Source organism: Variovorax sp. V35 (genome assembly GCF_041154465.1).
GTDB lineage: Bacteria > Pseudomonadota > Gammaproteobacteria > Burkholderiales > Burkholderiaceae_C > Variovorax > Variovorax boronicumulans.
In genome coordinates this window covers 3750877-3774222 of record NZ_AP028666.1, presented here as the reverse complement: position 1 = coordinate 3774222, position 23346 = coordinate 3750877, and the positions used below count along the sequence as shown (strand labels likewise).

Below are 23346 nucleotides of genomic sequence, written 5' to 3'. Positions count from 1 at the left end.
CCGGTGCCCGGCGGGGGGCCTCGTCGCCTATGGCAAACTTCCGCGCTTTGCCAGGGACGCGCTCAAGACATGCAGAAAATCATTCGCCAGCTCGCCGTTGAAATCAAGGTCGGCGAGCACCAGGTGAAGGCCGCCGTCGAACTGCTTGACGAAGGCGCCACGGTTCCGTTCATTGCCCGCTATCGCAAGGAAGTCACGGGCGGCCTCGACGACATCCAGCTGCGCGAACTGGAAGCCCGGCTGTCTTACCTGCGCGAACTCGAAGACCGCCGCGTGGCGGTGCTCAAGGCCATCGACGAGCAGGGCAAGCTGACCCCCGAGCTGCGCGCCGCGATCGAATTCGCGCCCACCAAGCAGGAACTCGAAGACCTGTACCTGCCGTTCAAGCAGAAGCGCCGCACCAAGGGCCAGATCGCCCGCGAATTCGGCATCGAGCCGCTGGCCGACAAGCTCTTGGCCGACCCCACGCTCGACCCGGCCGTCGAGGCCAAGGCCTTCCTGCAGCCCGCCACCACGCTGGACGACGGCAAGCCGGGCCCCGATTTCTCCACCGTGCCCCTCGTGCTCGACGGCGTGCGCGACATCCTCTCCGAGCGCTGGGCCGAAGACGCCGTGCTGGTGCAGCGCCTGCGCGAATGGCTCTGGAACGAAGGCCTGCTCAAGTCCACCCTGATGGCCGGCAAGGACGAGAACAACGCCGACATCGCCAAGTTCCGCGACTACTTCGACTACGACGAACCCATCGGCCGCGTGCCTTCGCACCGCGCCCTGGCCGTGTTCCGCGGCCGCGCACTCGAGGTGCTCGACGCCAAGCTCGTGCTGCCCGTCGAACCCGAGCCGGGCAAGCCCAGCATCGCCGAAGGCAAGATCGCGCTGCACCTGGGCTGGAGCCACGCGGCCCGCCCGGCCGACGACCTGCTGCGCAAGTGCGTGGCCTGGACTTGGCGCGTGAAGCTCGCGCTGTCGACCGAGCGCGACCTGTTCACCCGCCTGCGCGAAGACGCCGAAAAGGTCGCCATCAAGGTGTTCGCCGACAACCTGCGCGACCTGCTGCTGGCCGCGCCCGCCGGCCGGCGCGTCGTGATGGGCCTGGACCCCGGCATCCGCACGGGCGTGAAGGTGGCCGTGGTCGATTCGACCGGCAAGCTGGTCGAGACCGCCACCGTGTTCCCGCACGAGCCGCGCAAGGACTGGGAAGGTTCGCTGCACACCCTGGGCAAGCTGTGCGCCAAGCATGGCGTGAACCTCATCGCCATCGGCAACGGCACCGCCAGCCGCGAGACCGACAAGCTGGCCGGCGACCTCATCAAGCTGCTGGCCAAGATGGCCGCGCAGGCCGGTGCGCCCGAAATGACGGTCGACAAGGTCGTGGTGAGCGAAGCCGGCGCGTCCGTCTATTCCGCCAGCGAATTCGCCTCGCAGGAAATGCCCGACGTGGACGTGAGCCTGCGCGGCGCCGCCTCCATCGCGCGCCGCCTGCAGGACCCGCTGGCCGAACTCGTGAAGATCGACCCCAAGAGCATCGGCGTGGGCCAGTACCAGCACGACGTGAACCAGAGCGAACTCGCGCGCACCCTGCAGGCCGTGGTCGAAGACTGCGTGAACTCGGTGGGCGTCGACCTGAACACCGCCAGCGTGCCGCTGCTCAGCCGCGTGTCGGGCCTGTCGGCCAGCGTGGCCAAGGCCGTGGTGCGCTGGCGCGAGGCCAACGGTGCGTTCTCCACCCGCAAGCAGCTGCTCGACGTGACCGGCTTCGGCCCCAAGGCCTTCGAGCAGAGCGCCGGCTTCCTGCGCATCCGAGACGGTGCCGACCCGCTGGACATCACCGGCGTGCACCCCGAAACGTACCCGCTGGTCGAGCAGATCATCGTCAAGACCGGCAAGCCCATCGCCGAGCTGATGGGCCGCGCCGACATGCTCAAGACCCTCAAGCCCGAGCTGTTCGCCAACGAGAAGTTCGGCGTCATCACGGTCAAGGACATCCTGGGCGAACTCGAGAAGCCCGGCCGCGACCCGCGCCCCGACTTCAAGGTGGCGCGCTTCAACGACGGCGTGGACGACATCTCCGACCTCACCGAGGGCATGATCCTCGAAGGCACCGTGAGCAACGTGGCCCAGTTCGGCGCCTTTGTCGACCTCGGTGTGCACCAGGATGGCCTGGTCCACGTGAGCCAGCTGAGCCATAAGTTCGTCAACGACGCCCGCGAAGTCGTCAAGACCGGCGACATCGTCAAGGTCAAGGTGATGGAAGTCGACGTGGCCCGCAAGCGCATCGGCCTGTCGATGAAGCTCGACGCCGCGCCCGCACGCCGCGACGGTCCGCGCGACAACCGCTTCGAAGGGGCAGGGCGCGGCCAGCAGCAGCAAGGCCGGCGCGACAACTCGCCGCAGCCGGCGGGGCAGATGGCGAGTGCGTTTGCCAAGCTGCAGGGGTTGCGCAAGTAAGCACCCCGCGGACCGCACGTTTCTTGCAGACACCGCCGGCATGAAAGCCCTGCGCATCTACGCCGGCCCCGCGGCCCGCCAGCACATCGAGCAGCACGGCCTGCGCCCGCAGGACGTGCGCACCGTCCCCGGTGCGGCCGGCGGGCCCAAGGGGCTGATCCTCGGGCCGCTCGATCGCTTCATCTTCGGGCGCTGGCTCACGCAGTCGAGCCAGCCGGTGGACCTGGTGGGTGCGTCGATCGGCGCGTGGCGGCTGGCGACGGCCTGCCTGGCGGACCCGGAGGCGGCCTTCGGGCGCTTCGAGCACGACTACGTGCGCCAGCAGTTCGAAGTGCCGCCGGGCCAGAAACGGCTCAGCCCGCACCAGCTCAGCGAACGCTTCGCGGAAAGCCTCGACACCTTCTACGGCGGACGCATCGGCGAGGTGCTGGGCCATGCGCGCTACCGGCTGCATGTGGTGACCTCCCGCGGGCGCCACATCCTGGGGCGCGAGGGCAGGGCGCGCACGCCGGTCGGCTACCTGGGCGCCTTCGCGAGCAACAGCCTGCACCGCAAGAGCCTGGGCGCCTGGCTGGAGCGCTGCGTGTTCTCCACGCCCGGCGCGGCCTTGCCCTTCGGCACGACCGACTTCCGCACGCGCCAGCACGCGCTGAGCGAGGCCAACTTCAATCGCGTGCTGCAGGCCTCGTGTTCCATTCCGTTCCTGCTGGCGGCGGTGCACGACATTCCGGGCGCGCCGCGCGGCGCCTACTGGGACGGCGGCATCACCGACTACCACCTGCACCTGGACTACCAGCCTGCCGACGAAGGCATCGTGCTGTACCCGCACTTCCAGCAGGCCGTGGTGCCGGGCTGGCTCGACAAGGGGCTGCGCTGGCGCCACAAGTCGACGCGCTTTCTCGACCGCATGGTGGTGCTCGCACCGAATCCCGAGTGGGTGAAGACGTTGCCCCACGGCAAGCTGCCCGACCGCAAGGACTTCATCCGCTTCGCGAACGACGCGCAGGCCCGCATCGCGGCCTGGGGTCAAGCCACGCGCGAGGCGACGCGCCTGTCGGACGAGTTCGAAGCCTGGCTCGGCGACGACGGGCGCTCGCGCGACATCCTGCCGCTCTGAACTCACCTTGTCCCGTCGGGGACAAACCCTGAGCGCCGGCGCTGGAGGGCGCTTCGAGAATGGCCCGATCCATGCCATCCGAAGGGTTCCCGACCATGCCGCACGCCACGCTCTCCCGTCGCCGTTTTTCCCTCGCCACCGCGGCCGCCGCAGCCAGCCTCGCCGCGCCGTCTTTCGCGCAGAGCGCCTGGCCGAGCAAGCCGATCCGCATCGTCGTGCCTTACACGCCGGGCGGCTTCACCGACCAGATGGCGCGGCTGGTGCAGGCAGGCCTGCAGACGCGTCTCGGCCAGCCGGTGGTGATCGACAACAAGCCCGGCGCCAACAGCCTGATCGGCGTCGATGCCGTGGCCAAGGCCGCGCCCGACGGCAGCACCTTCGGCGTCGTCATCGCGGCCTACACGGCCAACACCACGCTGTACCCCAAGCTGCCCTACGACCCGCGCAAGGACCTCGTGGGCGTGTCGCTGATGGGGGTGTCGCCGCTGCTGGCGGCGGTCAACAACGACGCGCCGTTCAAGACCGCGCGCGAGCTCATCGACTACGCACGCAAGCATCCCGGCAAGGTGAGCTTCGGCTCGTCGGGCAACGGCTCGGCCGCGCACCTCACGAGCGAGCTGTGGAAGTCGCTCACGCAGACCTACATGATCCACATCCCGTACCGCGGCGCGGTGCCCGCACTGACCGACCTGATGGGCGGGCAGATCCAGCTGTTCTTCGATGCGCCCACGGGCCTCATCAACCAGGGCAAGGCCGGCAAGGTGCGTCTGATCGGCGTGGCCGGCGACAAGCGCCTGCCGGCCGTGCCCGACGTGCCCACCTTCATCGAGCAGGGCTTCGCGGGCTTCACCGGCAGCACCTGGGCGGGCATGCTGGCACCGGCGGGCACGCCGCGCGAGATCGTCAAGCGCATGTCGGAAGAGGTGGCGCGCATCATCAAGAGCGATGAGACGCGCGCCAAGCTCGATGCCATGGGCACCTTCCCGGCGGGCAGCACGCCGGAGGAGTTCGACGCGTTCATTGCGTCCGAGACCACCAAGTGGGGCAAGGTGATCCGCACGGCGGGCGTCAAGCTCGACTGAGCGGCCCCACGCTGTTTCAGGGCGCCAGCACCAGCACCTTGAACTGGCTGGGCACGATGCGCATGCCCACGATGTTGCAGCGGTTCTGCACCGCCAGGCTGGTCATGCGCGTGCACGGCGTGCCCTTGAGCAGCACCGTGAAGGCGCCGGTGATGTGGCGCGACGGCCCCATCACCGTCTGCGACACCACGCCCATCAGCACGCCGGCGTTGTCGCCATTGGTGATCGGCGTGGTGGTCGCCATGTTGTGCACGGGCGTGCCGCCGTACAGGATGTTCCAGGCGTTGGGCAGGGCCGTCGGCCCGAGCGCGATGTTGGGGTAGGGCACGGGCAGCGCGGGCGGTGTCTTGCAGACATCGGGAAACGCGAGGTCCATTCCCATCATCTGTGCGTTGGCGAACATGGTTCTGGCTCCTTGTCGATATCAACCCATGTGGATCTGTTCGGCGTCGACCTTCACCAGCGCCTGGCTGGTGACGAAGGTGTTCTTGGCGTGCAGGCGCAGGCTTTGCGAGGCCTGCATGTCGATCTGGCCCGCACGCACCTGCTCGACCTCTTCGGTGAGGCGAAAGCTCGAGCGCGTGAGCAGGCTCAGGCGGTCGAGCACGGTCTCCAGCGTGCGGCCCACGAAGCGGGCGACCAGCGTGGTCACGCGCACCTCGGCGCCGCGGTAGGCCATGTCGGTGATGTCGACGGTGGCCTTGTCGGCCTGAAGTGCGAACGCGGAGGCCTGCAGCGCGATGCCGCCGCGCCGCGAGCGGATCGTGAGGTCGCCCTCGGCCACGAGCTGCGACTGGCTGGGGTCGACCTGCGTGACGACTGCGATCAGAAACAGCTGGTCGCGCTGCGGCCCGGCCACGAGCACGACATCGCCCACGGCGGGCTGCAACAGGCAGCTCGCGGCGCGTGGGCAATGCCAGGGCGCACTGCCTGTCTGCGGCTCGACGACGAAGCGGCCGTCGGGCAGCGATTGCACGACGGTGCCGAGCGCGCTGCCGGTCCAGGCCGGTGCGGCGACCGCGGGCAGCGGCTTGCGCAGCAGCGCGTGCATCTCGGTCTCGGGCATATCCGACGACGGCGAAACAGGTTCGCGAAGGACTCGGTGATTCATGGCGGGGTGTCCTGTGGATCGGACGGCAGCGGCCGGCCGAAGGTGTCGCGGCCGGCGCGTTGCGGGCGGCTCGCACGGGCGGCGGAAAAGCGCTCGGCCTCGAACAGCGCGGGGTCGCTGTCGAGCACGCCGAGGCGGTCGCTCCAGCGCACGCCGGTCTCGATTGCCCGGTGCATCTGGGTGCGGTGGAAGGTGGCGCCGCGCAGGTCGGCATCGGCGAGGTCGGCGTAGGAGAAATCCGCGTACACGAGGTGGCTGCGAGCGAACGCGGTGCGGCGGCAGCTCGCGCGGTGGAACACGCACTGTTCGAGCCGCGCATCCGACAGGTCGGCGTCGTCGAGCCGGGCACCGACCCACAGGCTCTGGTCGAAATGCCCGCCGCGCGCATCCACCCGGCGCAGGTCGGCTTCGGGAAACAGGCACTGCGGCGCCTGCACGCCCGACAGCACCGCGCCTGCGAGCTTCGCGCCCTTGAAATTGCACTGGCTCAGGCGCGCGCCGGCGAAGTTGCAGCCCGTGAGGTCGGCGTCGATGAACTGGCACAGATGAAACGACTGCGCCGAGAAGTCCTGCCCCGCGAGGTCGGCCTCGCCGAAGATCACGTTGTGGAAGCTCGCGCCCTTGAAGTGCGTGCCGCGCAACGCCGCGCGGTAGAAGACGGTGGTGTTCAGCGCCGTGTCGTCGAAGCGCGTGCCGTCGAGGCGGCATTCGCCGAACACCGACTTCGTGAGGTCCGCACGCCCGAAGCCCGCGCCGTCGAGCGTGCTCTGGTGAAAGGTGGCCTGGCCCGCCTGCGCCGCGCTCATGTCGACGCCGCTCAGGTCGGCCTCGGAGAAGACGGCGTGGGCCATCGCCGCAGACTGCAGGCGCGCGCGGGGCAGGGCGCAGCGGTGGAAGGCGGCATGTTGCAGGTCGGCGCTGTCGAGCACCGCGTCGTCGAAGCGGCAGCTGTCGAACACCGATTCGCCCAGCCGCGCGCCACGCAGGTTCGCCCGACGGAAATCGCAGGCGCCGAAGCTGCCGCCGCGCAGGTCCATGCCGTCGAAGTCCATGCCCTGGAAGTCCTGGTCCTGGAGGTGGTCGCCGCCGCGGAGCTTCGCTGCCAGCTCGGCCGGCGTCATCGGGCCGGGTCCGCGGCGCGGCGCGGGAGGGTCTTGGCCTGTTCGAGGTGCGCGCCGTGCGTGTCGGTCACGCTGTCGATCAGGGTCTGCGAGACGTCGGCGCGGAACAGGTTGGCCTCGCGCAGGTCGGTGCGCACCAGGCGGGCTTTCTGCAGGCTGGCATGCATGAGGTTGGCGCCGCGCAGCGAGGCCTGCGTGAAGTCGGCGCGGATGAAAAGGCTTTCGGGCGCATCGCAGCCGCTGAGGTCGGCGCCCGTGAGGCTGCAGGCCGACAGGTCGCAGGTGTCGAGCGTGGCACGCACGAAGCGCGCGCCGTCCAGCGGCATCTCGCGCAGGCCGCATTGCACCAGCGTCGCGTCTTCGAAGTCCATGGCGCGCAGGCTGCTGGTGCCGACGAAGCAGGTGGTGTGCAGGGTGGCGCCGCGAAAGACAATGCCGGTGTCGCCCGGCGTGTGGGCCCAGGCGCAGGCTTCGAGCCGGGCCGCGCTGAAGTCGAGCCGCTCGGCGATGCACGAGATCAGGCCGACCTTGTGGAGCGTGGCGTTGCGAAAGCTGCAGTCCTGCAGGCGGGTCTGTTCGAGGAAAGTCACGTAGGAAAGGCGCGCTGCATCGAAGCGGCAGTGGTCGACCTGCAGGCCGAGCACGGTCAGGTGCTCCAGCGAGGCCTGCGAGAAATCGCAGTGCTCGAAGTGCGTCTGCTCGAGCGTGGTGTGGTGCAGCTGCGCGCCGGTGAACACGGTGCGGACGCAACGGGCCAGGCTGAGGTTCGCGCGGTGCAGCACGCAGCCCGCGAGCGAGGCCTGGGTGAGGCGCGCACGCACGAGCACGGCCTCGGTGGCATCCGCGTCATCGAGCCGGGCGCCTTCGAGGTTCGCGTGTTCGAGCAGCGTGCGGTGCAGGCGCGCGCCGCGCAGGTCCATGCCGGACAGGTCGGCGCCGGTGAGGTCCATCTCCGACAAGTCCCTCGTGGTGGTCATGGCGTTATGCACGCGCTGGCGCGCTTCGACGGCACGTTCGCCTTCGAGCACGTCGGCGGGCGACTGGTGCTGCGCGCCCATCCGGTACATGTCGATCAAGCCACGCTGGCCCTTCTCGACCACCTCCGCGAAGGCCTGCTGCTGCGCGGGCGGCAGCGCGGACGTGCCCGTGGCGGCGGCGATGCCGAACATGCCCTGCAGCACGGTCTGCGCGTCGAAAGCGGGCGGGCCCTTGGTCGTGGTGCGGTCGATGTTCGAGACCAGCTCTGCGGAGTCGAAGCCGACCTGGCGTGACTCGGCCGCATTGAGTTGCCCCGCACGTTTCAGCTCGCGCCGCCCGTCGTCGAGCGCCTTGCGCTGGTCCTGCGTGAAGCGCCGCGTGCGCTCGATGAACTCGGGCAGCTCGGCGAGCGTCGGTGCTTTGCGAAAAGGCTCGGGCAGCGGCCGTTCGCGCAGCAGACGCGGATCGTGGTCGGCCTCGCGCGCCTGCTGCATCAGGTCCGCGCGCAGCCGGTCGCCGCGCTCGCGCATGTTGCGCACCAATGCGGATTCGTCGCCGTCGTCCAGGGTGTCGAGCCACGGGCCGATGGCCTGCGCGGGCAGCAGCTCGTCGTCGCGGGCGGCATGCAGCGCGCCAGTCTCGGGATCGCAGCGGCGCTGGAGGAGGGCGAAGTAGTGCGCCAGCGGGCGCGGCGCATCGCCCGCGGCTTCGATGGCGGGCATCACATGGGTCACGTCGTCGGCGTCGTCTTCCACGATGTCGATTTCGCCGTGGTGGATCAGCGCCACCTGCGCGCGGTGCGGAAAGAACCAGGCCGTGGTGAGGCGCATGGGCACCTCGTCGAACTGCTCCGGCTCGCGGCCGCGACCGCTTCGACGCGCGATGAAGGCGCGCGCACGCCAGTCGGGCAAACGCCCGCGCTGCACCGACTGCGTGGGGTGCATGTGCCAGATCTCGTAGGGCGTGCCGCCGGGGATGTGGTTGCGCGCGGGCCAGCGTTGCTGCGGCGGTGCGGCGTTGAAGAAGCCCCAGTCCATGTCTTCCGAAAAACCGGGGAACAGGTGCTCGCGCCAGTGGCCGTCGTACTGACGGCCGATGAGGCGCATGCGGCTGGGCCGGGTCAGCTCGATCGGGCCGAAACCGGCCGGCTCGGTCTCTCGGTCAGGCCGGTCGATGCGCTGCTGCGGGTCTTCGATGTTCGGCAGGCGCTGCACCTGCAGGCCGTTGACGGTCTCGTGCGCGTGGCCGATGCCCTGCGGGTTCTCGGCAAAGCCGGGGCCGCCGTAGGCGCGCGTGGCGTCGAGCCGCATCGATTCGAAGGGCTGCGGCGCGGTGGAACGGCCGTCGAGCCAGAAGCGGTCGCCGAACACCAGCAGCTGGCGCGAAAGCTCACCCACGCGCATCGCGACGGCGCAGGCGGTCTTGTCGTCCTGATGGTGCGTGTAGGCATGGCCGGTGGCCAGGAACTCGGCGTGGGGTTTGGGAATGCCCAGGTCGATGGCGTCGGTGGGGCCGAGTTCTTCGGCGGCGATCTTCCAGAACTCCGGCTCGGGCAGCAGCACGGGCGCGGCGTCCATCGACACCATGCCCATCAGCGTGACGCCCAGGCGTTGCTGGCGGCCCCGCAGGAAGGGGCGCGTGATGACGCTCAGCCGCAGCGGCTTGACGGTTTTCAATGGGGATCAGCTCCGTGCGGGCGCCACTTCGAGCGGCGTGCGCTGCCGGTCGACCGACACCACATCGGGATGCGCCGGGTCCTGGACCAGGTGCAGGGTCGCGCCCGGCACCGCGAGGCGGGGCAGCAGCAGCTCGTCGACCAGCGTGCGCAGCACCACGCTCGGCACCGGGGACGAGGGCGGCATCTGCAGCGTGAATTCGAGCGCGACCATGCACTGGCCGTGGCTGCCCGGGCTGGTGAGCTGGTGTTCGGAGCGCCGCACCTGGGCCACCACGCCGTGCGTGGCCACGCCGGCAAGGCCCAGGCGCTCACCGATGCGCCGTTCCTGCGTGTACCTGCGCTGCTCGCGCGTGGCGGTGACGACCACCGCGACGCCGGCCAGCAACGCCCCGCCCATCATCACGGCGAAGACGCTCCAGAGGACCTGTTCCCAGATGGGCATTGGCGATGCGATCGGTCGGCGGCTCAGACCTTGACGGTCATCGCCTTGGCGGCGAAGGCCAGGCCGCCGCTGGCGATCTTCATGCCGATGTTCGCGACCTTGAGCATCTTTCCCTCGATCTCGGTCGCCGAATTCTGCGAGCGGAACACCGCCACGTCGAGCCGTATGCCCGAGAACTGCGAGTTGAGGATGTAGTTCTGCTGGCGCAGCCCCCACAGGTCGAGCGCCAGCCCGACCGCCGAGAAACGCGCCCCCACGCCGCCCGCGCGGTACCAGCGCCAGTCGTTGCTCTTGGCGTAGTTGTTGATGTAGGTCTTCGAGTTGTTCGTGTAGTCGTTCGTGATGTTCTTGTAGACCTTGGACGTCGTGTTGTAGACGTTGGTGTTGATCACGTGCTGCGTCGTGTTGTGGATGTGGTTCGTGGTGTTGAAGGTCACGTCCGGCGAGGTGTGGACCGTGGGGCCGGTCACCGTAGTGTTCGACGGACCGTTCACATGCACGGTGTTCGACGTGTTGATGGTGTCGTTGCGGCCTGCGCTCACGAAGCGGATTTCCTGCCCGTCGATGGTGCCGTTGAAGCCGCCGCTGATGGCGAGCGTCACGCCACCGGAGATGGTGTCGTTCAGCCCGCCGCTGAGCGTGCGCGTCTTGCCGCCCGTGATGCGCTGCGTCACGCCGCCGCTCACGGTTTCGCTGAAGCCGCCCGTCACGTCGCGCGTGTCGCCGCCGGTGATGGTTTCCGTCGCGCCGGCGGTGATGTCGCGCGTCTCGCCGTCCTGGTAGGTGGCCGACTCGTGGCCCTTGATGAGGGTGGTGCGGGTGCCGTCGGTGGTGTGGGTCTCGTCGGCTTCCACTTCGACATCGAGGTTGCGCTCGGCGTGCAGCAGGATCTGCTCGGCGCCTGCGCGGTCCTCGAAGCGCAGCATGTTGGCCTGGTTGGCTGCGCCGCCTGTGCTGGAGCGCGTGAGGATGCCGCTGGCCGTGGCGTTGGCGGGCAGTTCCCACGGCGGCATCTGGTCGCTGTTGTAGACGCGGCCGGTGATGATGGGGCGGTCGGGCTGGCCGCCGATGAAATCGACGATCACTTCCTGGCCCACGCGCGGCATGTGCATGGTGCCGTAGTTGGCGCCGGCCCAGTTGCTCGACACGCGCACCCAGCACGAGCTGTTCTCGTCCGACTGGCCGTAGCGGTCCCAGCGGAACTGCAGCTTCACGCGGCCGAAGCGGTCGGTCCAGATCTCTTCAGGGCCGACCACGGTGGCGGTCTGCGGGCCATTGGTGCGCGGGCGCGGCGTGGTGCGCGCAGGGCGGTAGGGCACGGCCGAGGGCAGCACGGTGAAGTCGAACTCGCACACCGATTCGCTGCTGCCGCCGGTCGAGTACTCGGGCTCGCGCAGGTCGTAGCGCGTCCCGGTGACGAGGTACTCACGGTTGTCGGCCTCGCGCGGGCAGTGCGTCATCTCGAACAGGTGGCCCGGCGCCATGCCCACCACGTTGGTGTGGCCCGAGGCCAGCTCGTGCGCGCATTGCAGCTCCTGCAGGCGGATCTTCGCGTAGGCGTCGCCTTGCTGGTGCTCGCTGTAGCCGCCGAGCCATTCATAGACTTCGTAGGTCGCGTGGTCGTGGCCCTTGGGGTCCTGCTGAACGCTTTGCAGTGAGGCGCGCGACTTCTTGAAGTCGAAGTCGTCGAGCATCACGCGGCCCGAGGTGATCTGCTCGGCCACGCGCCAGCGGTCGATGCAGGGCTCCAGCGCATTCACCACGCGGTCGCGCGGGCGGTAGGGAATGCGGGCGTGGCCCGGCAGCGGGTGGTAGCCGCCCGTGTCGTCGGCCAGCACCAGCAGGTGCGAGCCATTGCTGTGCTCGAAGTGGTACGCAATGCCTTCGTGCTCCATGAGGCGGCTCACGAAGGCGAAGTCGCTCTCCTGGTACTGCACGCAGTACTCCCAGGGGCGGTAGCTGCCCGTGAGGCGCTTCTCGAACTGGAAGCCGTACTTGCCCAGCACCGCATCGAGCACCTCGGGCACGCTCTGGTTCTGGAAGATGCGGCAGTCGGTGGTGCGCGTGAGGTACCACAGCCAGGGCTGCACGAGCGCGCGGTAGATGTAGTGGCGGCCGGTTTCGTTGGCGCGCCCGACGAGCTCGAAGCGCACCACGGTGCCGTTGAGGTGGCGCGTTGTGCCGTCGTCGGCAATGGCCAGCGTGAGCGAGGTGCCGAGCAGGCGCTTCAGGTCGAGGTTGAAGCTGGTGCTGACCATGTCGACCTCGAACTCGAAGAGTTGCGAGAGTCCTTCGTGCCCCCGCATCGCGCGGAACTTGAGCTGTTCGGCGCTCAGGACGGTATGGACTTGGACGGTACGCGGCATTCGACACTTCCCTGACCCCTCGGGCTTTCACGGATGCGAAGCCTCTGCAGATGGGGCCAGGCCAGTATGAAAACGCCGCGTGTCACATCCATGACGCGGCACATGCAAAAGGCCGTCGAAACGGCCTTTTGTGAAAGCGAATGCACGCCTGCGCAGCAGGAGTGACGCAAAGGTTTTACATCGACGCTTCGAGCATCGCCTTGTAGTCGTCGCGCGTGGCCAGCCGCGGGTTGGTCTTGTGGCAGTGGTCGGCCATGGCGCCGTCGATGATCTGTTCGAACATCGCGGGCGTCACGCCCACTTCGGCCAGGCCCTTGGGCAGGCCCAGGCGCGCGTTCATGTCGCGGATCGCGTGGCCGAGGTCGCCGGCCGAGTCCAGGTGCATGGCCTGCGCCATGCGCTGCAAGCGCTGTTCCTTCTGCACCGACTCGGCACCCGAATTGAAGTGGATCACCGCCGGCAGGAAGAGGGCGTTGAGCGTGCCGTGGTGCAGGCGCGGATCAACGCCGCCCAGGCTGTGGCTCAGCGAGTGCACGCAACCCAGGCCCTTCTGGAACGCCATGGCGCCCTGCATCGATGCGCTCATGAGGTTCAGGCGCGCCTCGCGGTCGCTGCCGTCTTTCGTCGCGCGCTCGATGTGGCCCCAGGCGCGCTCCAGGCCGTCGAGGCCGATGCCATCGGCCGGCGGGTTGAAGGCGGCCGACATGAAGGTTTCCATGCAGTGCGCGATGGCGTCCATGCCGGTGGCGGCCGTGAGCCGGGGCGGCAGGCCGAGCGTGAGCTCGGGGTCGCAGATGGCGGCCTTGGGCATGAGGAACCAGCTGTGGAAGCCCAGCTTGCGGTGGTCGTCGACGATGACGATGGCGCCGCGCGCCACCTCGCTGCCGGTGCCGCTGGTGGTGGGCACGGCAATGAGCGGCACCGCGCGCTCGGTGATCTTGGGCGAGCCGCCTTCGATGGTGGCGTAGGTCTTGAGCGGGCCGTCGTGCGTGGCCGCGATGGCCACGCCCTTGGCGCAGTCGATGGCCGAGCCGCCGCCCACGGCGATGAGGCCGTCGCAGCGGCCGCTGCGGTACAGCTCGACGGCGGCACGCACCGCGGCCTCGGTCGGGTTGGAGGGCGTCTGGTCGAACACCGAGACCTCGAGATCGGCGATGGCGTCGAGCGCCTTCTGCAGCACGCCGGCCGCGCGCACGCCGGCGTCGGTGACGATCAGGGGGCGGTTGATGCCGATGCGCGCGCACTCGCTCGACAGGAGCTTGATGGCGCCGAATTCGAACTGGATCTGGGTGAGGTATTGGATGAGGGCCATGAGGGGGAACGCCCGAGGGCAGTACGATTGCTGACCGTTCGAATCTAACAAGAGGGGACATTCTTGCCCACCAACAAAACCCTTGCGTCTGTCGCACTGGGCTCAGCGCTGCTGACCGCCTCGGTCCACGCCGCCTGCCTCAGCGACACCCAGGTGGCCGACTTCGCCGCCGCGCAGGCGGCGCGCACGCCCGCCGCCGACATCGAGAACCTCAGCGAGGCCGACGCGGCCTGCACGCGCGCCAAGCTCAACGTGCTGCATGCGCGCAACCTCGGTGACGTGGTCGGCTACAAGGCGGGCCTCACCAACCCCGCGGTGCAAAAGCGCTTCAACTACGACCAGCCGGTGTGGGGCGTGCTCTACCAGCGCATGCTGCTGGACAGCGGCGCGGTGGTCGATGCGGCCTTCGGCGCGCGGCCGCTGTTCGAGGCCGACATGCTGGTGCGCGTGAAGAGTGCCGACATCCACAAGGCGAAGACGCCGGCCGAGGTGCTGGCCAACATCGACCAGCTCATTCCCTTCATCGAGCTGCCCGACCTCGCGGTGCAGACGCCCTCGAAGCTCAACGGCCCGGGCGTGGCGGCGATCAACGTCGGCGCGCGGCTCGGCGTGCGCGGGCTGCCGGTCGATGTGCCGGCCACGGCCGACGGCCAGTCCTGGATGCTCGAAAGCCTGCGCGACATGCGCGTGGTCATGAAGGACGGGCAGGGCAAGGAGCTGGCGACCGGCAAGGGATCGGACATCCTCGAGCACCCGCTCAATGCCGTGGTGTGGCTGGCCGGCGCGCTGGCCAAGGAAGGCATCGCGCTGAAGCCGGGCGACCTGATCAGCCTGGGCTCGTTCTCGCCGCTGCTGCCGCCCAAGGCCGGGCAGACGGTGGTGGTGAGCTACGAAGGGCTGTCGCGCATGCAACCGGTGGTGGTGTCTTTCAAGTGAGCACGACCACGACAGCGAACCGCCTCGCGCAACCCGCACTCACCCCGAAGATGGCCGGCGTGGTCGAGCGCATGGCGCGCGCGGGCCATCCGCCGCTCGACCAGCTCACGCCCGACGAAGCCAAGGCCTCGTACGAAAAAGGCGCGGGCGTGCTCGAGGTGCCCAAGCCCGAGCTGGCGCGCATCGAAGACTTCCACATCGCCGCGCGCGACGGCCACGCCATTCCCGCGCGGCTGTATGCGCCGTCGGCCGAGGTGCTGCCGGTGCTCGTGTACTTCCACGGCGGCGGCTTCACGGTCGGCAACATCCGCACGCACGACACGCTGTGCCGCGTGCTCAGCCTCAAGAGCGGCTGCGCGGTGGTGTCGGTCGACTACCGGCTCGCGCCCGCGCACAAGTTTCCGACCGCGTCGAACGATGCCTGGGACGCGTTCCAGTTCATCGCCACGCAGGGCGCGAGCCTGGGCCTCGACGGCACGCGACTGGCGGTGGGCGGCGACAGCGCGGGCGGCACGCTGGCGGCCGTGTGCGCCATCCTGGCGCGCGATGCCGGCCTGCCGGTGGCGCTGCAGCTGCTCATCTACCCCGGCATGGCCGCGCACCAGGACACCGAGTCGCACCGACGCCATGTGGACGGCCCGCTGCTGACCAAGGCCATGATCGACTTCTTCTTCGCCCAGTACGTGAACACGCCCGCGGACCGCGACGACTGGCGTTTCGCGCCCTTGCTGGCCGACGACGTCGACGACGTGGCGCCGGCCTGGATCGGGCTGGCCGAGGCCGACCCGGTGGTGGACGAAGGCATCGCCTACGCCGACAAGCTGCGCGCCGCGGGCGTGGCGGTCGACCTGGAAATCTACCGTGGCGTGATCCACGAATTCATCAAGATGGGCCGCGCGATTCCCGAAGCGCTGCAGGCGCAGAACGACGCGGCCCGCGCACTGAAAGAGGCATTGAACCCATGAGCGAGAACAACAACACCCCGGTCCGCCGCGAGGACTTCCACTACTTCCACCGCCTGCGCGTGCGCTGGGCCGAGGTGGACATGCAGAAGATCGTCTTCAACGCGCACTACCTGATGTACTTCGACACCGCCATCGCCGACTACTGGCGTGCGATGGCGCTGCCCTACGAAGAGGCCATGCATTCGCTGGGCGGCGACCTGTACGTGCGCAAGGCGACCATCGACTTCCGCGCCTCGGCCCGCATGGACGACGTGATCGACGTGGGCATGAAGTGCGCGCGCATCGGCAACTCGTCGATCATTTTCCAGGGCGGCCTGTTCCGCCAGGACGAATTCCTGGTGGGCTGCGAGCTCGTCTACGTGTTCGCCGACCCGGCCACGCAGACCTCGAAGCCCGTGCCCGCGGCCCTGCGCGAGACGCTGACGGCCTTCGAGGCCGGCGAGCCGATGCGCACCGTCGAGACCGGCGACTGGGCCACGCTCGGCGAAGGCGCGAGCGCGCTGCGCCGCGCCGTGTTCATCGAGGAACAGAACATTCCCAAGGAACTGGAGTGGGACGCGCACGACGCCGTCGTGCTGCACGCGGTGGCGCGCAACCGGCTCGGCCAGGTCATCGGCACCGGCCGGCTGCTGCCCGCCGAGGACGGCGTGTCGCACATCGGCCGCATGGCGGTGCACCGCACCTTGCGCAGCGGCGGCCACGGCGCGGCCGTGGTGCAGGCGCTCGAAGAGGCAGCCCGCGCACGCGGCGACCGCGAGGTGGCGCTCAACGCGCAGCGCAGCGCCGAGCGCTTCTATGCGCGGCTGGGCTACGCAGTGCACGGCCAGCCTTTCGAGGAAGCCGGCATCGCGCACATCGAGATGCGGCGCGCGCTGCGCTGAGCGCAGCAGCGCCTGCGCTCAGTAGCGGGCCGGCGGGTCCGGCACGTAGCCGGGGTCCGAGCCCGGGAAGGGCGACGGGCCCGACGGGCGCGGCCAGCGCTGCGGCACCGGGATGACGCCCGCGGCGACCAGGTTCTCGCGGCTGTCGTAGCGGATGCGGATCACCTCGTCGGGCTGCGAGCTGGCGCGCTCGAAGGTCGTCTTGCCGACGTAGGAGGTCTCGCGCCGTCCGTGGGCCGTGCCCAGGCTCGGGCTGGGCGCCGACTGGCGGGCCATGGCGCCGGCGGACGACTCGGCGGCCATGTCGGCATTGCCGGCGTTGCCGGCGGGCGGGGCTGCCTTGGCCCGCGCATCGCCCATCGACGACGGTGCCGGCGGCGCCTCGCTGCGCCGTTCGCGGTTGCTGTTGCCGCCGCTGTACTCGTCGCGCGACGGATAAGGCGTCACGACCGGCGGCGGCGGTTCCGGCCGGCGTTCGCGGAACATCGCGACGCCGATCACGCCCACGTCGTCGGGGCGGCCGGTGCGGCTCGCGTAGGAATTGCCGGCGGCGGCGAATTCGAAGGCCGCGATCTGCGAATCGCTCTTGCGCCAGCCCGCGATGTCGCTGCGCTCGCGCGGGCCGAACACGTAGCCGTTCTGGCCGACGCCGGCGGTTTCGCCGGTGACGACGTTGACGCCGTCCACCGACATCACGGCCATGATGCGTTCGCCCATCGCGTTGCGCGCCCGGATCGCATAGCGCGCGCCAGGACGGCCGGCCACCCAGTACTCGCCGCGGTGGCGGTAGATCGGCAGCTCGGCGCCGCTCGTGCGGTCGACGATGCTGATGTTCATCAGCCCGCCGATGCGGCTGGCACCGGAGGGGTACGGCCGCATCGGGCTTTCCGCCCCCGCCGACAGCGCGGTCAGGGCCAGGACGGTGGTGAGAAGAAGTCTGCGCTGCATCATGGTGGCTTCCTTGCCAGGAGTGGATCGATGCAGGCTTCTACGGCGGGGCCTCGCGAACGGGGTTAAGCGTCGCGCAAAAAAAATGGCGCTGTCGGTGAGACAGCGCCAAGCGCCCCCGGAAAGAAGGCAGGGACGCAGGGGAAATCAGATGTCTTCGAGCAGCGGGTAGGGCAGCGGCTCGACCGACAGCGCCGGTCCGCCGGGCGCACCCGCATGCAGGCCGCCGGCCTCGAGTGCGGCGATCTGGATCGAGATGAGCGCCGACCAGCCGCCGTCGGGCGCGGGCGCGGCCTGCGCCACGGTGCCCACGGGCTGTTCGGCGTCGTTGGCCGCGAACACCTCCTGGCCCGCGGCCAGCGGCGCGTCGGTCTGCGCGAGGTAGGTGCGGCGCTTGAGCGTGCCGCGGAACTGGCTGCGGGCCACGATTTCCTGGCCGGGGTAGCAGCCCTTCTTGAAGTTCACGCCACCCACCGACTCGTAGTTGATCATCTGCGGCACGAAGGCCTCGATCACCGGCGTGGTCAGCGTGACGATGCCGCTGCGCACCTCGCTCCAGGGCCACAGGGCGGCGTCGAGCGTCGGGCCCACGGGCGCCTTCTGGTCGGCCGGCGCGATCCACAGCGCGCGCGGCACGCCGTCGGCCGGGTACAGCGACACCACGCTGATGTCTTCGCCGATGGCCGTGCGGCGACCGGGCGGCAGGGCCGCATCGAGGCCGTTGGCGGTCAGGGCGGTGCCGGCCACGCCGTGCAGCGCGAACTGCTCGGTGGCGTCGGTCAGCTTGACCTTGGCGCGCAGCACGTACATCGACAGGCGCTTGAGCGTGGCCGCCAGGATGTCGCGGCTGCACACCAGCAGGATGAGTTCGGGTTGCGGGCGGATGCCGATGAAGCTGGCGATCACGCGGCCTTTGGCCGTGCAGAGCGCCGCCAGGCGGGCCTCGGTGGCGCCGAGCAGCGAGAAATCCTGCGTGAGCTGGCCGTGCAGGAAGCTGGCGGCATCGGGGCCTTCGGCGCGGATCACGCCGAGGTGGGGCAGGGTGCTCACCCCGTTGAGAACGACTGTGGTCATCGCTGAATTATCATGGCCGTGCCTGTTCCTTCGGGGCGGCAGGGATTCCCCGTCGCAGCGACGGGGCCGGCCGTTCCCGCGGGTCGGTGTCCATCTGCTTGCCAGCCCTTTTTCTTCCTCCGTCTTTTCCTCGGATTCGTGCGCAGCTTCTTCCTCACGCTCTTCCTGCTCGTGGCCTTGGCCGTCCTGGCGCTCGGCGGCGCCGGTCTCTGGTGGGTGCACCAGCCGCTCAAGTTGCCGACGCCCAGCGTCGACCTGTCCGTGGAGCCCGGCACCACGCCGCGCGGCATTGCGCAGGCCGTGGCCGACACCGGCGTCGACGTGCAGCCGCAGCTGCTGTACATGTGGTTCCGCGTCTCGGGGCAAGACCGCCAGATGCGCGCCGGCAGTTACGAACTGGAACGCGGTGTCACGCCCAAGCTGCTGCTCAACGTCCTGGTGCGCGGCGAGGAAGCCACGCGCAGCGTGGTGCTGGTCGAAGGCTGGAACATCCGCCAGGTGCGCGCCGCGCTCGCCAAGGCCGAGCAGCTCAAGCCCGAAAGCGTGGGCATGAGCGAAGACGCGCTGATGGCCGCGCTGGGCAAGCCGGGCCTGCACCCCGAAGGCCGCTTCTTCCCGGACACCTACACCTACTCGAAGGGCTCGACCGACATCGCGCTGCTGCAGCGCGCCATGCGGGCCATGGACAAGAAGCTCGAGGCCGCCTGGGCGGCGCGCGCGGCCGATTTGCCGCTCAAATCGGCCGATGAGGCGCTTATTCTGGCCAGCATTGTCGAAAAGGAGACAGGCAAGGCCAACGACCGCGCGGAGATTGCCGCCGTCTTCACCAACCGGCTGCGCATCGGCATGCCGCTGCAGACCGACCCCACCGTGATCTACGGCATGGGCACCGCCTTCGACGGCAACCTGCGCAAGCGCGACCTGCAGACCGACACGCCCTGGAACACCTATACCCGCGGCGGCCTGCCGCCCACGCCGATCGCTATGCCCGGCAAGGCCGCGCTGCTGGCGGCCGTGCAGCCGGCGCAGAGCAAGTCGCTGTACTTCGTCTCGCGCGGCGACGGCACGAGCCAGTTCAGCAGCTCGCTCGACGACCACAACCGCGCAGTCAACCGCTATCAGCGAGGCGGTGGCAGCAGCTCCCAACCCAAGGCGACCCAATGAGTTCGATCAGCAATGGCGGTCTGTTTCTGACGCTGGAAGGCATCGACGGCGCGGGCAAGTCGAGCCACCTCGACGCGCTGGAAGCCCGCTTCAAGGCGCAGGGCCGCACCGTGGTGCGCACGCGCGAACCCGGCGGCACGCCGCTGGCCGAGACGCTGCGCGGGCTGGTGCTCGAGCAGCCGATGAACCCGCTGACCGAATCGCTGCTGGTGTTCGCGGCACGCTGCGACCACATCGCCCAGGTCATCGAGCCGGCGCTGGCGCGCGGCGAGGTCGTGCTGTGTGACCGCTTCACCGATGCCACCTTCGCCTACCAGGGCGCGGGGCGCGGCTTCGACACCGCCGTGCTGGCGACCCTCGAACAGTGGGTGCAGGCGGGCCGGGCCGGTCTGCCGGCTTCGCAACTGCTGCAGCCGCAAGTGACCGTGTGGTTCGACCTCGCCCCCGAGATCGCCGCCCAGCGCCTGGCCGGCGCGCGCGTGCCCGACAAGTTCGAGGCCCAGCCTGTCGAGTTCTTCCGCCGCGTGGCGCAGGGCTATGCGAACCGCGCCGCCGCCGATGCGTCGCGCTTCGTGCGCATCGACGCAAGCCAGGCCCGCGACCAGGTCTGGCAGCAGATCGACACGGCGCTGGTGGCGCGTGGCGTGCTGTCGCCGGTGCAGGGAGCGGCGCAATGAGCGAGCCGGTGAACACGCTGACCCCGTGGCTGCGCCAGCCCTTGGCCGAGCTGCTGCGCCAGCGCGGCCATGCCTGGCTGCTGCAAGGCCCGTCGGGCATCGGCCAGTACGAACTTGCCCTGGCGCTTGCCGCCGCCTGGCTGTGCGAACAGCCGGTGGAGGAGGGCGGTGCCGCCTGCGGCCACTGTGCCAGCTGCCACGCCATCGAGGTCCGCACCCACGCCGACCTGTGCGTGCTGATGCCCGAAGTCGCGATGCAGGAACTGGGCTGGCCGCTCGATGAAAAAGCGCAGTCCGACATCGACGACAAGAAGCGCAAGGCCAGCCGCGAGATCCGGGTCGAAGCCATGCGCGACGCCGTCGGCTTTGCCCAGCGCACCAGCGCGCGCGGCCGCGGCAAGGTCGTGCTCGTGTATCCGGCCGAGCGCATGAACACCATCACGGCCAACGCGCTGCTCAAGACGCTCGAGGAGCCCGTCGGCGACGTGCGCTTCGTACTCGCCAGCGAGGCTGCGTGGCAGCTGCTGCCGACCATCCGCAGCCGCTGCCTGGGCTTCACGCTGCCGTGGCCCGAAACCGCCGAGGCCGAGGCCTGGCTGGTGGCGCAGGACGTGCCCGCCGCCGACGCCGCGCAGCTGCTGCGCGCCGCGGGCGGACGGCCCAGCGATGCGCTGCGGCTGGCGCGCTCGGGCCAGTCGCCCAAGGCGTGGTCGCTGCTGCCCAAGGCCGTGTCGCGTGGCGACGTGGGCGCGCTGGCCGACCAGGCGCCAGCCCAGGCCGTCGTCTCGCTGCAGAAGCTCTGCCACGACCTGATGGCCGTGGGCCACGGCGCCGAACCCCGTTTCTTCGACGCGGCCGACCTGCCGCCGGCCCCGCACAAGCTGGCGCTGGCACGCTGGTCGAAGTCGCTCGCCGCCGCCGCGCGGACCGCCGAGCACCCGTTCAACGCCGGCCTCATGCTCGAAGCGCTTGTGAGCGAGGCGCGAAGCACCCTAAACTCTGCCGCTCGCCGCCCATGAACCAACCTGTCGCTCCCGCCGCCGCTTCGTCCGCCACGCCCGCCCGGCCGAGCGTCATCCAGCTCGCCATCAAGGAAAAGGGCGCGCTCTACGCGGCCTACATCCCGCTGTTTGCCGAGGGCGGCATCTTCATTCCGACCACGCGCGAATACCGGCTGGGCGACGACGTCTACGTGCTGCTCACGCTGCCCGAAGACCCGCAGCGCTATCCGGTGGCTGGCAAGGTCGCCTGGATCACGCCGGCCCGCGCCGCCGGCAACCGGGCGCCGGGCGTCGGTGTGCGCTTTCCCTCGGACGAGAAGTCGCGCCAGCTGAAGGCGCGCATCGAAGCCGCGCTCGGTGGCTCCATGGCCTCCGACCGCCCGACCCAGACCATCTGAGTTCTTTCTCCGCCGCCGTCCCCGTGACGCGGAACTCCGGACACGGCGCGATCTCCCACAGGCGCGCCGCACTTCATCCTTTCCGATGTTCACCGACTCCCACTGCCACCTGACCTTTCCCGAATTCGCGGACCAGATGCCCCAGATCCGCGCTGCCATGGCCGCCGCCAAGGTCGACCGGGCGCTGTGCATCTGCACCAAGCTCGAGGAATTCGACGACGTGCAGGCCCTGGCCGCCCGCTACGACAACTTCTGGGCCAGCGTGGGCGTGCACCCCGACAACGAGGACATCGCCGAGCCCACCGTGGAAGACCTGGTGCGCCTGTCGGCGCGCCCGCGTGTCGTGGCCATCGGCGAGACCGGCCTCGACTACTACCAGATGGAAGAGCGCAAGGGCGGCCGCAGCATCGCCGACATGGAGTGGCAGCGTGACCGCTTCCGCGTGCACATCCGCGCCGCGCAGCAGACCCGCAAGCCGCTCATCATCCACACCCGCGACGCCTCGGCCGACACGCTGGCCATCCTCAAGGAGGAGGGCGAAGACGGCGCGGGCAGGGCGGCCGGCGGCGTGTTCCATTGCTTCACCGAAACCGCCGAGGTGGCGCGCGCCGCGCTCGATCTGGGTTTCTACATTTCCTTTTCGGGCATCCTGACCTTCAAGAAAGCCCAGGACCTGCGCGACGTGGCGGCCTTCGTGCCACTGGACCGCATGCTGATCGAGACGGACAGCCCGTACCTGGCGCCCGTGCCGTACCGAGGCAAGACCAACAACCCGTCGTACGTGCCCTTCGTGGCACAACAGATCGCCGAACTGCGACAAATGCCCGTAGAGGACATCGCCAAGGCGACAAGCGACAACTTCGAAACATTGTTCAGGGAAGTCAAATCATGAAAAATTACTTTAAGAAGTCGATATATCTTGTTGTCATGGCTGCATCTTTTGCAGCACATGCCGGTTCGTTCGAAGACTTTTTCCGCGCCGTGCGCGGAGACAACGCCAGCGGTGTGCGCACCCTGCTGAACCGCGGTTTCGACCCGAACACGCGCGACGAACACGGCCAGACCGGCTTGATGCTCGCGCTGCGCGAACCGTCGCCAAAGGTCATCCAGGTGCTGATGGAGTCGCCGCAACTCAACGTCGACCTGGCCAACGCCAAGGACGAAACGCCGCTGATGCTGGCGTCGATCAAGGGCCAACAGGACCTGGTGGTGCAACTGCTCAAGCGCGACGCCGCCGTCAACAAGACCGGCTGGGCACCGCTGCATTACGCCGCCAGCAGCGGGCAGCTGTCGATCATGAAGCTGCTGCTCGAGAACCATGCCTTCATCGACGCCCAGTCGCCCAACGGCACCACGCCGCTGATGATGGCCGCAATGTACGGATCGAACGACGCCGTGAAGCTGCTGCTGGCCGAAGGCGCGGATACGGCGATGAAGAACCAGCTTGGCATGACTGCGGTCGACTTTGCAGTGAAGGCGAATCGGGCTGAGTCTGCGGAGCTGATCAAGGCGGCTGGGGATGCGAAGGCGAATGCGGTGAAGGCGGTGCCGAAGGATGGGAAGTGGTGAGCGGCTGGATGGGTTGAGTGCGGCTGGGATGGCCCATCTGAAATCAACACAATGTGCATTATGTAAAATGACTTGCGTGCG

At 69.2% G+C, this 23346-nt stretch carries 21 protein-coding genes; 12 read left to right on the top strand and 9 right to left on the bottom strand.

Annotated features, from left to right (window positions below; all coding sequences use genetic code 11):
- The first annotated feature begins 69 nt into the window (after nucleotides 1-69).
- The 3 genes from ACAM42_RS17480 to ACAM42_RS17470 all read left to right on the top strand — a co-directional run bounded on the left by ACAM42_RS17480 (nucleotide 70) and on the right by ACAM42_RS17470 (nucleotide 4644).
- Nucleotides 70-2445 (top strand): Tex family protein, encoded by a 2376-nt coding sequence (locus ACAM42_RS17480; protein ID WP_070060629.1) that lies wholly within the window; start codon nucleotides 70-72, stop codon nucleotides 2443-2445.
- A gap of 40 nt (nucleotides 2446-2485) precedes the next feature.
- Nucleotides 2486-3562 (top strand): phospholipase, encoded by a 1077-nt coding sequence (locus ACAM42_RS17475; protein WP_369628864.1) that lies wholly within the window; start codon nucleotides 2486-2488, stop codon nucleotides 3560-3562.
- A gap of 95 nt (nucleotides 3563-3657) precedes the next feature.
- Entirely contained in the window at nucleotides 3658-4644 is a 987-nt protein-coding gene (locus ACAM42_RS17470; protein ID WP_159272713.1) for a tripartite tricarboxylate transporter substrate binding protein, read from the top strand.
- A gap of 16 nt (nucleotides 4645-4660) precedes the next feature.
- On the opposite strand, the gene ACAM42_RS17465 is transcribed toward ACAM42_RS17470, so the two are convergent.
- The 7 genes from ACAM42_RS17465 to ACAM42_RS17435 form a co-directional block, all read right to left on the bottom strand.
- Nucleotides 4661-5047: a DUF4150 domain-containing protein gene (locus ACAM42_RS17465; RefSeq protein WP_056580973.1), complete on the bottom strand. Its 387-nt coding sequence runs from the start codon at nucleotides 5045-5047 to the stop codon at nucleotides 4661-4663.
- A 21-nt stretch (nucleotides 5048-5068) separates the two neighbouring features.
- A complete protein-coding gene (locus ACAM42_RS17460) occupies nucleotides 5069-5755 on the bottom strand; it encodes a DUF3540 domain-containing protein (RefSeq protein ID WP_369628863.1) in 687 nt (228 codons plus the stop codon).
- Nucleotides 5752-6876, bottom strand: coding sequence for a pentapeptide repeat-containing protein (locus ACAM42_RS17455; protein WP_369628862.1), 1125 nt, complete (start codon nucleotides 6874-6876; stop codon nucleotides 5752-5754). Before ACAM42_RS17455 ends, ACAM42_RS17460 begins: the two co-directional genes overlap by 4 nt.
- A complete protein-coding gene (locus tag ACAM42_RS17450; protein WP_369628861.1) occupies nucleotides 6873-9530 on the bottom strand; it encodes a DUF2169 domain-containing protein in 2658 nt (885 codons plus the stop codon). The genes ACAM42_RS17455 and ACAM42_RS17450 overlap by 4 nt, the downstream gene beginning before the upstream one ends.
- Nucleotides 9531-9536: 6 nt before the next feature.
- Nucleotides 9537-9974 carry a hypothetical protein gene (locus tag ACAM42_RS17445; RefSeq protein WP_369628860.1) on the bottom strand — a complete coding sequence of 146 codons (438 nt, stop codon included), beginning with the start codon at nucleotides 9972-9974 and terminating at the stop codon, nucleotides 9537-9539.
- A 23-nt stretch (nucleotides 9975-9997) separates the two neighbouring features.
- On the bottom strand, nucleotides 9998-12340 hold the full coding sequence (locus ACAM42_RS17440) for a type VI secretion system Vgr family protein (protein ID WP_369628859.1): 2343 nt from the start codon (nucleotides 12338-12340) through the stop codon (nucleotides 9998-10000).
- Between the two features lie 175 nt (nucleotides 12341-12515).
- Nucleotides 12516-13652: an iron-containing alcohol dehydrogenase gene (locus ACAM42_RS17435; RefSeq protein WP_095947634.1), complete on the bottom strand. Its 1137-nt coding sequence runs from the start codon at nucleotides 13650-13652 to the stop codon at nucleotides 12516-12518.
- Between the two features lie 63 nt (nucleotides 13653-13715).
- Here ACAM42_RS17435 and ACAM42_RS17430 point away from each other — a divergent pair, with 63 nt between their 5' ends.
- From ACAM42_RS17430 to ACAM42_RS17420, 3 genes are read left to right on the top strand one after another with little or no spacing between them, the layout of a single operon-like run.
- A complete protein-coding gene (locus ACAM42_RS17430; RefSeq protein ID WP_369628858.1) occupies nucleotides 13716-14588 on the top strand; it encodes a 2-keto-4-pentenoate hydratase in 873 nt (290 codons plus the stop codon).
- A gap of 50 nt (nucleotides 14589-14638) precedes the next feature.
- Complete coding sequence (locus ACAM42_RS17425; protein ID WP_159278324.1) at nucleotides 14639-15553, top strand: alpha/beta hydrolase; 915 nt, start codon at nucleotides 14639-14641, stop codon at nucleotides 15551-15553.
- Nucleotides 15550-16434, top strand: coding sequence for a YbgC/FadM family acyl-CoA thioesterase (locus tag ACAM42_RS17420; protein WP_095947637.1), 885 nt, complete (start codon nucleotides 15550-15552; stop codon nucleotides 16432-16434). The genes ACAM42_RS17425 and ACAM42_RS17420 overlap by 4 nt, the downstream gene beginning before the upstream one ends.
- Nucleotides 16435-16452: 18 nt before the next feature.
- Here ACAM42_RS17420 and ACAM42_RS17415 read toward each other — a convergent pair whose 3' ends face one another.
- Entirely contained in the window at nucleotides 16453-17382 is a 930-nt protein-coding gene (locus tag ACAM42_RS17415) for a hypothetical protein (protein ID WP_369632778.1), read from the bottom strand.
- Between the two features lie 147 nt (nucleotides 17383-17529).
- The gene (locus tag ACAM42_RS17410; RefSeq protein WP_070060618.1) at nucleotides 17530-18456 is read right to left on the bottom strand and encodes a folate-binding protein YgfZ; all 927 of its coding nucleotides are present in this window, start codon (nucleotides 18454-18456) and stop codon (nucleotides 17530-17532) included.
- A gap of 138 nt (nucleotides 18457-18594) precedes the next feature.
- On the opposite strand from ACAM42_RS17410, the gene mltG reads away from it, so the two are divergent.
- The 6 genes from mltG to ACAM42_RS17380 all read left to right on the top strand — a co-directional run bounded on the left by mltG (nucleotide 18595) and on the right by ACAM42_RS17380 (nucleotide 23265).
- Nucleotides 18595-19620 carry an endolytic transglycosylase MltG gene (gene mltG / locus ACAM42_RS17405; RefSeq protein ID WP_139705821.1) on the top strand — a complete coding sequence of 342 codons (1026 nt, stop codon included), beginning with the start codon at nucleotides 18595-18597 and terminating at the stop codon, nucleotides 19618-19620.
- A 5-nt stretch (nucleotides 19621-19625) separates the two neighbouring features.
- Nucleotides 19626-20297, top strand: coding sequence for a dTMP kinase (tmk, locus tag ACAM42_RS17400; protein WP_369632777.1), 672 nt, complete (start codon nucleotides 19626-19628; stop codon nucleotides 20295-20297).
- Nucleotides 20294-21316, top strand: coding sequence for a DNA polymerase III subunit delta' (locus ACAM42_RS17395; protein WP_095947640.1), 1023 nt, complete (start codon nucleotides 20294-20296; stop codon nucleotides 21314-21316). Before tmk ends, ACAM42_RS17395 begins: the two co-directional genes overlap by 4 nt.
- Nucleotides 21313-21696: a PilZ domain-containing protein gene (locus ACAM42_RS17390; RefSeq protein ID WP_062472893.1), complete on the top strand. Its 384-nt coding sequence runs from the start codon at nucleotides 21313-21315 to the stop codon at nucleotides 21694-21696. Before ACAM42_RS17395 ends, ACAM42_RS17390 begins: the two co-directional genes overlap by 4 nt.
- 85 nt (nucleotides 21697-21781) lie before the next feature.
- Nucleotides 21782-22588 (top strand): TatD family hydrolase, encoded by an 807-nt coding sequence (locus ACAM42_RS17385; RefSeq protein WP_159271840.1) that lies wholly within the window; start codon nucleotides 21782-21784, stop codon nucleotides 22586-22588.
- The gene (locus ACAM42_RS17380; protein WP_070060614.1) at nucleotides 22585-23265 is read left to right on the top strand and encodes an ankyrin repeat domain-containing protein; all 681 of its coding nucleotides are present in this window, start codon (nucleotides 22585-22587) and stop codon (nucleotides 23263-23265) included. Before ACAM42_RS17385 ends, ACAM42_RS17380 begins: the two co-directional genes overlap by 4 nt.
- The last annotated feature ends 81 nt before the right edge of the window (nucleotides 23266-23346 follow it).

Coding starts and splice junctions, on each gene's coding strand:
- ACAM42_RS17480 (WP_070060629.1), top strand. CDS start 70: ATGCAGAAAATCATTCGCCAGCTCGCCGTTGAAATCAAGGTCGGCGAG.
- ACAM42_RS17475 (WP_369628864.1), top strand. CDS start 2,486: ATGAAAGCCCTGCGCATCTACGCCGGCCCCGCGGCCCGCCAGCACATC.
- ACAM42_RS17470 (WP_159272713.1), top strand. CDS start 3,658: ATGCCGCACGCCACGCTCTCCCGTCGCCGTTTTTCCCTCGCCACCGCG.
- ACAM42_RS17465 (WP_056580973.1), bottom strand. CDS start 5,047: ATGTTCGCCAACGCACAGATGATGGGAATGGACCTCGCGTTTCCCGAT.
- ACAM42_RS17460 (WP_369628863.1), bottom strand. CDS start 5,755: ATGAATCACCGAGTCCTTCGCGAACCTGTTTCGCCGTCGTCGGATATG.
- ACAM42_RS17455 (WP_369628862.1), bottom strand. CDS start 6,876: ATGACGCCGGCCGAGCTGGCAGCGAAGCTCCGCGGCGGCGACCACCTC.
- ACAM42_RS17445 (WP_369628860.1), bottom strand. CDS start 9,974: ATGCCCATCTGGGAACAGGTCCTCTGGAGCGTCTTCGCCGTGATGATG.
- ACAM42_RS17440 (WP_369628859.1), bottom strand. CDS start 12,340: ATGCCGCGTACCGTCCAAGTCCATACCGTCCTGAGCGCCGAACAGCTC.
- ACAM42_RS17435 (WP_095947634.1), bottom strand. CDS start 13,652: ATGGCCCTCATCCAATACCTCACCCAGATCCAGTTCGAATTCGGCGCC.
- ACAM42_RS17425 (WP_159278324.1), top strand. CDS start 14,639: ATGGCCGGCGTGGTCGAGCGCATGGCGCGCGCGGGCCATCCGCCGCTC.
- ACAM42_RS17420 (WP_095947637.1), top strand. CDS start 15,550: ATGAGCGAGAACAACAACACCCCGGTCCGCCGCGAGGACTTCCACTAC.
- ACAM42_RS17415 (WP_369632778.1), bottom strand. CDS start 17,382: ATGCAGCGCAGACTTCTTCTCACCACCGTCCTGGCCCTGACCGCGCTG.
- ACAM42_RS17410 (WP_070060618.1), bottom strand. CDS start 18,456: ATGACCACAGTCGTTCTCAACGGGGTGAGCACCCTGCCCCACCTCGGC.
- ACAM42_RS17395 (WP_095947640.1), top strand. CDS start 20,294: ATGAGCGAGCCGGTGAACACGCTGACCCCGTGGCTGCGCCAGCCCTTG.
- ACAM42_RS17390 (WP_062472893.1), top strand. CDS start 21,313: ATGAACCAACCTGTCGCTCCCGCCGCCGCTTCGTCCGCCACGCCCGCC.
- ACAM42_RS17385 (WP_159271840.1), top strand. CDS start 21,782: ATGTTCACCGACTCCCACTGCCACCTGACCTTTCCCGAATTCGCGGAC.
- ACAM42_RS17380 (WP_070060614.1), top strand. CDS start 22,585: ATGAAAAATTACTTTAAGAAGTCGATATATCTTGTTGTCATGGCTGCA.